This window comes from Serratia sp. MF1(2023) (assembly GCF_030954545.1).
GTDB classification, from domain to species: Bacteria; Pseudomonadota; Gammaproteobacteria; order Enterobacterales; family Enterobacteriaceae; genus Serratia; species Serratia sarumanii.
This window is the reverse complement of sequence record NZ_JAVHUX010000040.1, coordinates 23,604-30,663: the sequence shown is the minus strand read 5'-3', so window position 1 is coordinate 30,663 and position 7,060 is coordinate 23,604. Positions and strand designations below refer to the sequence as shown.

The 7,060-nt window shown below is 61.1% G+C and carries 7 protein-coding genes; 2 read left to right on the top strand and 5 right to left on the bottom strand.

The window, feature by feature from the left end; all coding sequences use genetic code 11:
• The first annotated feature begins 519 nt into the window (after positions 1 to 519).
• Positions 520 to 2,109, top strand: coding sequence for a bifunctional phosphoribosylaminoimidazolecarboxamide formyltransferase/IMP cyclohydrolase (gene purH, locus REA38_RS19535; RefSeq protein ID WP_308360045.1), 1,590 nt, complete (start codon positions 520 to 522; stop codon positions 2,107 to 2,109).
• 48 nt (positions 2,110 to 2,157) lie between these two features.
• Complete coding sequence (gene purD / locus REA38_RS19530) at positions 2,158 to 3,441, top strand: phosphoribosylamine--glycine ligase (RefSeq protein WP_033636738.1); 1,284 nt, start codon at positions 2,158 to 2,160, stop codon at positions 3,439 to 3,441.
• A gap of 49 nt (positions 3,442 to 3,490) precedes the next feature.
• On the opposite strand, the gene REA38_RS19525 is transcribed toward purD, so the two are convergent.
• The 5 genes from REA38_RS19525 to hemE all read right to left on the bottom strand — a co-directional run bounded on the left by REA38_RS19525 (position 3,491) and on the right by hemE (position 7,060).
• Positions 3,491 to 4,162, bottom strand: coding sequence for a DUF1481 domain-containing protein (locus tag REA38_RS19525; RefSeq protein ID WP_077791454.1), 672 nt, complete (start codon positions 4,160 to 4,162; stop codon positions 3,491 to 3,493).
• Positions 4,163 to 4,198: 36 nt separating this feature from the next.
• Positions 4,199 to 4,471, bottom strand: a complete 273-nt coding sequence (gene hupA / locus REA38_RS19520; protein ID WP_004929874.1) for a nucleoid-associated protein HU-alpha — start codon at positions 4,469 to 4,471, stop codon at positions 4,199 to 4,201.
• 189 nt (positions 4,472 to 4,660) lie between these two features.
• Positions 4,661 to 5,251: a YjaG family protein gene (locus tag REA38_RS19515; protein WP_025160203.1), complete on the bottom strand. Its 591-nt coding sequence runs from the start codon at positions 5,249 to 5,251 to the stop codon at positions 4,661 to 4,663.
• Between the two features lie 48 nt (positions 5,252 to 5,299).
• Complete coding sequence (gene nfi, locus REA38_RS19510) at positions 5,300 to 5,986, bottom strand: deoxyribonuclease V (protein WP_039569769.1); 687 nt, start codon at positions 5,984 to 5,986, stop codon at positions 5,300 to 5,302.
• 9 nt (positions 5,987 to 5,995) lie between these two features.
• On the bottom strand, positions 5,996 to 7,060 hold the full coding sequence (gene hemE / locus REA38_RS19505) for a uroporphyrinogen decarboxylase (RefSeq protein ID WP_033636735.1): 1,065 nt from the start codon (positions 7,058 to 7,060) through the stop codon (positions 5,996 to 5,998).

The window sequence follows — 7,060 nt, the reverse complement described above, 5'->3', positions numbered from 1 at the left end:
CGTCTTGTGGAGTGCCCACACAGATTGTCTGATAAATTGTTAAAGAGCAGTGAGTTAGGCGCTTTCGCTTGCTAACTCGAGGTGGCGTATATTACGCTTTCCTCTTTCAGAGTCAACCCTAATTTTCAGGATTTTTTCTCTGCGACCCCCGGATACTCTGTGAAGTTGTTCACATGTTCCGTGTCGATGGAGGCGCATTATAGGGAGTTCCTCGCAGGCCGCAACAGGTATTTTCCGCAAAAACGATCGTTCGCTGCATTCCACAGCAAAACCCCGCCTTATACCCACTTGCACACAGTGTTATCCACAGATGCGATTTGCACGGAAAATTTACGAGCGCCACGCAAACGTTTTCGCTACAATTCCCCGCGACGAAACGATCCCCTTTTTATGGGGGCGCTACCTGAATATGCGCCTGCCCCTCCCTTTATAAGGCAAAAAACCCTTCCTTATAGAGAGAACGAGGTGGACATTCACGTAACGCTCTTTAATTGCGACTCAAAGCCAAGGGATAAAACCATGCAACAACCTCGTCCAATCCGCCGGGCCCTGCTCAGCGTGTCTGACAAAGCCGGTATCGTTGAATTCGCCGAAGCGCTTTCCCAGCGCGGCGTTGAACTGCTCTCCACCGGCGGCACCGCTCGCCTGCTGGCAGACGCCGGTCTGCCCGTTACCGAAGTTTCCGACTACACCGGCTTCCCGGAGATGATGGACGGACGAGTAAAGACCCTGCACCCAAAAGTTCACGGCGGTATTCTCGGCCGCCGCGGGCAGGACGACGCCGTCATGACTCAGCATGACATCCAGCCTATCGACATGGTGGTCGTCAATCTGTACCCGTTCGCCCAAACCGTGGCGCGCCCGGATTGCTCGCTGGAAGACGCGGTCGAGAATATCGATATCGGCGGCCCGACCATGGTGCGCTCCGCCGCCAAGAACCATAAAGACGTCGCCATCGTGGTGAAGAGCAGCGACTACGCCGCCATTATTACCGAGATGGACAACAACGACGGTTCGCTGCGCTATGCCACCCGCTTCGATCTCGCCATCAAGGCCTTCGAGCACACCGCCGCCTACGACAGCATGATCGCCAACTACTTCGGCGCGCTGGTGCCGGCGTACCACGGCGAGACCGAGCAGCCGTCCGGCCGCTTCCCGCGCACCCTGAACCTCAACTACATCAAGAAGCAGGATATGCGCTACGGTGAGAACAGCCACCAGCAGGCCGCCTTCTATATAGAAGAAGAGGTAAAGGAAGCGTCCGTCGCGACCGCCGAGCAGCTGCAGGGCAAGGCGCTGTCTTATAACAACATCGCCGATACCGACGCCGCGCTGGAATGCGTGAAAGAGTTCGCCGAACCGGCCTGCGTGATCGTCAAACACGCCAACCCTTGCGGCGTGGCGATCGGTGACGACATCCTGGCCGCCTACGAGCGCGCTTACCAAACCGACCCGACCTCCGCCTTTGGCGGCATCATCGCCTTTAACCGCGAGCTGGATGCCGCCACCGCGCAGGCGATCATCAGCCGCCAGTTCGTGGAAGTGATCATCGCGCCAAACGTCACCCAGGAAGCGCGCTCCCTGCTGGCCGCCAAGCAGAACGTGCGCGTGCTGGCCTGCGGCCAGTGGCAGCAACGTGTGGCGGAGCTGGACTTCAAGCGCGTCAACGGCGGCCTGCTGGTGCAGGATCGCGATCTGGGCATGGTAACCGCCGCCGATCTGCGTGTGGTATCCGAGCGTCAGCCGACCGAACAGGAACTGCGCGACGCGCTGTTCTGCTGGAAAGTGGCCAAGTTCGTGAAATCCAACGCCATCGTTTATGCACGTGACAACATGACCATCGGCATAGGCGCCGGCCAGATGAGCCGCGTTTACTCCGCCAAGATCGCCGGCATCAAAGCGGGCGACGAAGGGCTGGAAGTGAAAGGATCCGCCATGGCCTCCGACGCCTTCTTCCCGTTCCGCGACGGCATCGATGCCGCGGCGGCGGTCGGCATCACCTGCGTGATCCAGCCGGGCGGCTCTATCCGCGACGACGAAGTGATCGCCGCCGCCAACGAACACGGCATCGCCATGATCTTTACCGACATGCGTCACTTCCGCCATTAATTCCTTTTGCCGCGTGCGCTCCGGCGCACGCCATTCGTGGAGCCCCTGATGAACATTTTGATTATCGGCAACGGCGGGCGCGAGCACGCGCTGGCCTGGAAAGCCGCCCAGTCTCCGCTGGCGGACAAAGTCTACGTTGCGCCGGGCAATGCCGGCACCGCGCTGGAAGCCAATCTGGAAAACGTGGCGATCGCCGCCACCGACATCCCTGCCCTGGTCGCTTTCGCCCAGAGCCATGACATCGGTCTGACAATCGTCGGGCCGGAAGCGCCGCTGGTGATCGGCGTGGTCGACGCCTTCCAGGCCGCCGGTTTGAAAATCTTCGGCCCGTCGCAGGCCGCCGCGCAGCTCGAAGGCTCCAAAGCCTTCACCAAAGATTTCCTGGCGCGCCACCGCATCCCGACCGCCGAATATGAAAACTTTACCGAGGTGGAGCCAGCGCTGGCCTATGTGCGCCGCAAAGGCGCACCGATCGTCATCAAGGCCGATGGCCTGGCGGCCGGTAAAGGCGTGATCGTCGCGATGACGCTGCAGGAAGCGGAAGAGGCGGTGCGAGACATGCTGGCCGGCAACGCCTTCGGCGATGCCGGTCATCGCATCGTGGTGGAAGAGTTCCTCGACGGCGAAGAAGCCAGCTTCATCGTGATGGTCGACGGCGAGAACGTGGTGCCAATGGCCACCAGCCAGGACCACAAACGCGTCGGCGACGGCGACACCGGCCCGAACACCGGCGGCATGGGGGCTTACTCCCCGGCGCCGGTCGTGACCGACGAAATCCACCGGCGCGCCATGGACCAGGTGATCTGGCCGACGGTGCGCGGCATGGCGGCGGAAGGCAACACCTACGTCGGCTTCCTGTACGCCGGCCTGATGATCGCCGCCGATGGCCAGCCGAAGGTGATCGAATTCAACTGTCGTTTTGGCGATCCCGAAACCCAGCCGATCATGCTGCGCCTGCGCTCCGATCTGGTGGAGTTGTGCCTGGCGGGTGCCGAAGGCCGCCTGAACGAGAAAAGCTCCGACTGGGACGAACGCCCTGCGCTCGGCGTGGTGCTGGCGGCCGGCGGTTATCCGGGGGACTATCGCAACGGCGAAGTGATCCAGGGGTTGCCGCAGCAGGAAAGCGCCGACGGCAAGGTCTTCCACGCCGGTACACGCCTGCAGGGCGATGATGTCGTCACCAGCGGCGGCCGCGTGCTGTGCGTAACGGCGCTGGGCGACACCGTGGCGCAGGCGCAGCAACGCGCCTACCAGCTGGCGGAAGGCATTCAGTGGCCGGGCAGCTTCTGCCGCAAAGACATCGGTTATCGCGCGATTGCGCGCGGCAAGTGATTTGGCCGTCTAAGGTCATGATGGGAGGCTCCGCAGCGCGGGGCCTTTTTTACAGCTGGTCTTCTTTCGGTTCCCAGCTGCAGAAGTCGTCGTTCGCCACCAGCAGCAGTTCGCTGCCTTCGGGCGCTTCCAGCCAGGCGACGCTCACCGGCCGGCTACTGCTGCGGGCGCGTTTCTCGATCCAAACGATGGAGGCGGCATCCAGCCCCGGTTTCATGCGCTGGCCGTCGCAGGTTTGCACCTCGCCCTGCATCCAGTGCCCCTGCAGCAATTTCACCTTGCCGGCGCGCAGCGCATTGCTCACTTCAAGGATCCGCCGCGCCTGATATTGGTACAGAGCGATTTCATCGCTGGTCAGCGGTTCGCGGCGTGTCGCCAGCTGGCGCTGCATAAAGCTCACCGTGCCGTCGTCGGCAAAGCGCAGCTGAATGGAATCTCGATCGCCGTCGGCGTCGTTGCGTTTGATTTGGCGCAGCACGTCGCCCTGATAGGTGTACAGCGTGGTGATGGTACCCGGACCACGGTAAGGGCTGTAGACGCTGACCAACACCTGCGGACGATGTTGCTCATCGTCTTTACGCCACAGGCGTATCACACCCTGATCGGCCACGAAGCCGCTGGCGGTAAAGCTGGGGATATCGGAATGGAAACTGCAGGCACTCAGGCCGACGGCGATGCCAACGGCCATGAGCGCCCGACGAGCAAACAAAAGGGGCGCCATCGCCCCCCTGTTTATTCTTTTCACCGAGGCGCGGTCTTATTTAACAGCGTCTTTCAGTGCTTTGCCAGAAACGAACGCAGGCACGTTGGCTGCTGCGATTTTGATTTCTTTGCCAGTCTGTGGGTTGCGGCCAGTGCGCTCGCTACGATGGTTTACTTTGAAAGTACCGAAGCCAACCAATTGTACTGCATCACCTTCTTTCAGAGACTCAGTAATAGCAGCCAGGGTGGATTCCAGAGCCAGTTTAGCTTGTGCTTTGGAAAGGTCAGCCTTGTCCGCGATTACATCAATCAGTTGAGTCTTGTTCATAAGTTATCCTTACAGTGTGTTTATCGTTTGCAAAGCATCGAGTGCGACGGATATGCCGATTGACAGCACTCTCCTGCATACACGCACCGATAGCCACTTTTTTTACGCCCCCCAAATGTAGACCAGACAGGGTGCGGATGTGAAGCCTTAAGGCATGACAAATCAGGCGTTAAATCACGTTTTGTTGCCTTATTGCGCTAAATTTATCCCGATGTTGCTGACACCGGCCTCTCGCAGGTCGGATCGCAGCCCCTTGATCAGGTCTATATCGCGCTCTTCACAGGCGTCCAACAGGCGGAAAATTTCCCATTGAATGTCCCATTCTTCCTCTACCGCAGGCAAACTTTCCAACTCTTCGTCGGTCATTTCCTTACCGGCTTGGGTCATTTCCAACATCGCCACGGTGCGAATCGATGTTTCGCTGATGGCAATGGCGTGCTCCAGCGTCTCCCCGCCGAGCCGCGAATGGATCAGTTCCCCTAATGCGATACAGGCATCAATTGCCGGGTAAACGCCGTAAAGATCGTAATCTTCCGCCGACGGAATCGCCTCTTCCAACTTCTCGAGCTGGCTGTCGAAGTTGACCTTGGCGTCCTTCACCACCAGCGTTTCCCACACCAAATCCAGAATGCGGCGATAAACCGCCGGATCGCCGAACTCGGTCTGTTTGCAGAACATCTGGTAATTCGGGTACATACGCTCGCACAAACTGGCCATAAAGGTCAAATGTTGCCAGGCCTCGAGCCGTTCCAGACGTAAATGAATCGGGTTACGTAGCATGCTTTACTCTCTTACGCGTTATCTGCGGCGCAGTGTACCCGAAATCGCTCATGGCGACACCTCCGGATGCTGCTGCAACCAACGCTGAAACGCCGGACGGCGCGACGCGATGGCGTCGGCCCAGCGGGTCGGCTCCGGTAATCGGTAGCCCGCCATGCAGCGTTGCACCCACGCCAGCGCGCTGTCGGCGCTCACGCGATGGCCGGTAGAGATGAACAGCGGGTTGCAACGCGCCTTGCTGCGCCACACCCAGCCCAGCGGTTCACCCTTATCTTCCAGCGGCGCCAGCGCGCCGACGGCGGCGTCCAGCGGCGCAAATTTGCCGCACAGGCGCTTCTTGGCCACGCCGATGGTCGGCACATCGACCAGCAGGCCGAAATGGCTGGCGACGCCGAGACGCCGCGGATGCGAAATGCCATGCCCATCGACGAAGATCAGCCCCGGCTTCTGCCGCAGCTGCCCCCAGGCGGCCAACAGCGCCGGGTATTCGCGAAACGACAGGAAGCCCGGGATGTAGGGCATGACGGTGGCGATGCGCGCCACCTGATACTCCACCAGTTCCAGCGACGGATAGCGCAGGATGGCGATGGCGGCGCGCGTCACCGCCCCTTCTTGCTCGAAGCCCACGTCGGCGCCGGCGATGAAGGCCGGCGGTTCGGCCGGCAGATCGTCGTAGCGAATGACTTCAGCCGCGCGCCGCAGCTGTTCGGCGCGCAGGGCCGCCATATCGGTCACATCGAATCCTTAACGGTGGTATTTCGCCGAGTGCGCGTGCACCGCCTCGACGAAGGCGCCGGCGTGCTCCGGCGGCACATCCTGATGGATGCCGTGGCCCAGATTGAACACATGGCCGTTGCCGTGGCCGAAACCGGCCAGAATGGTCTCCACTTCTTCCGCGATGCGCGCCGGAGAGGCATACAGCATCGACGGATCCATATTGCCCTGCAGCGCCACTTTGTCGCCGACGCGCCGACGCGCGTCGGCGATGTCGGTGGTCCAATCCAGCCCCAGCGCATCGCAGCCGGTGGCGGCCATCGCCTCCAGCCACTGCCCGCCGCCTTTGGTGAACAGCGTCACCGGCACGCGGCGGCCGTCGTTTTCACGCAGCAGCCCGTCGACGATCTTGTGCATGTAGTGCAAAGAGAACTCGCGGTAGTCGCGCCCGGTCAGCACGCCGCCCCAGGTGTCGAACACCATCACCGACTGCGCGCCGGCTTTGATCTGGGCATTGAGGTACAGGATCACGCTGTCCGCCAGCTTGTCCAGCAACAGATGCAGCGTGGCCGGTTCGGCATACATCATCTTCTTCAGCTTGGTGAAGGCTTTGCTGCTGCCGCCTTCGACCATATAAGTCGCCAGCGTCCACGGGCTGCCGGAGAAGCCGATCAGCGGCACTTCGCCCTTCAGCTCGCGGCGAATGGTGCGCACCGCGTTCATCACATAGCCGAGCTCCACTTCCGGATCGAACACCGGCAGCTTGTCGACGTCGGCGCGGCAGGTAACGGGAGAGCTGAAACGCGGGCCTTCGCCGGCTTCAAAGTACAGGCCGAGCCCCATGGCGTCGGGAATGGTGAGAATGTCGGAGAACAGGATGGCGGCGTCCAGCGCATAGCGGCGCAGCGGCTGCAGCGTGACCTCGCAGGCCAGCTCCGCGTTCTTGCACAGCGACATGAAATCACCGGCCTGGGCGCGGGTCGCCTTGTACTCCGGTAAATAACGACCGGCCTGGCGCATCATCCATACGGGGGTCACATCCACCGGCTGGCGCAACAGCGCGCGCAGGTAGCGATCGTTCTTCAACTCAGTCAT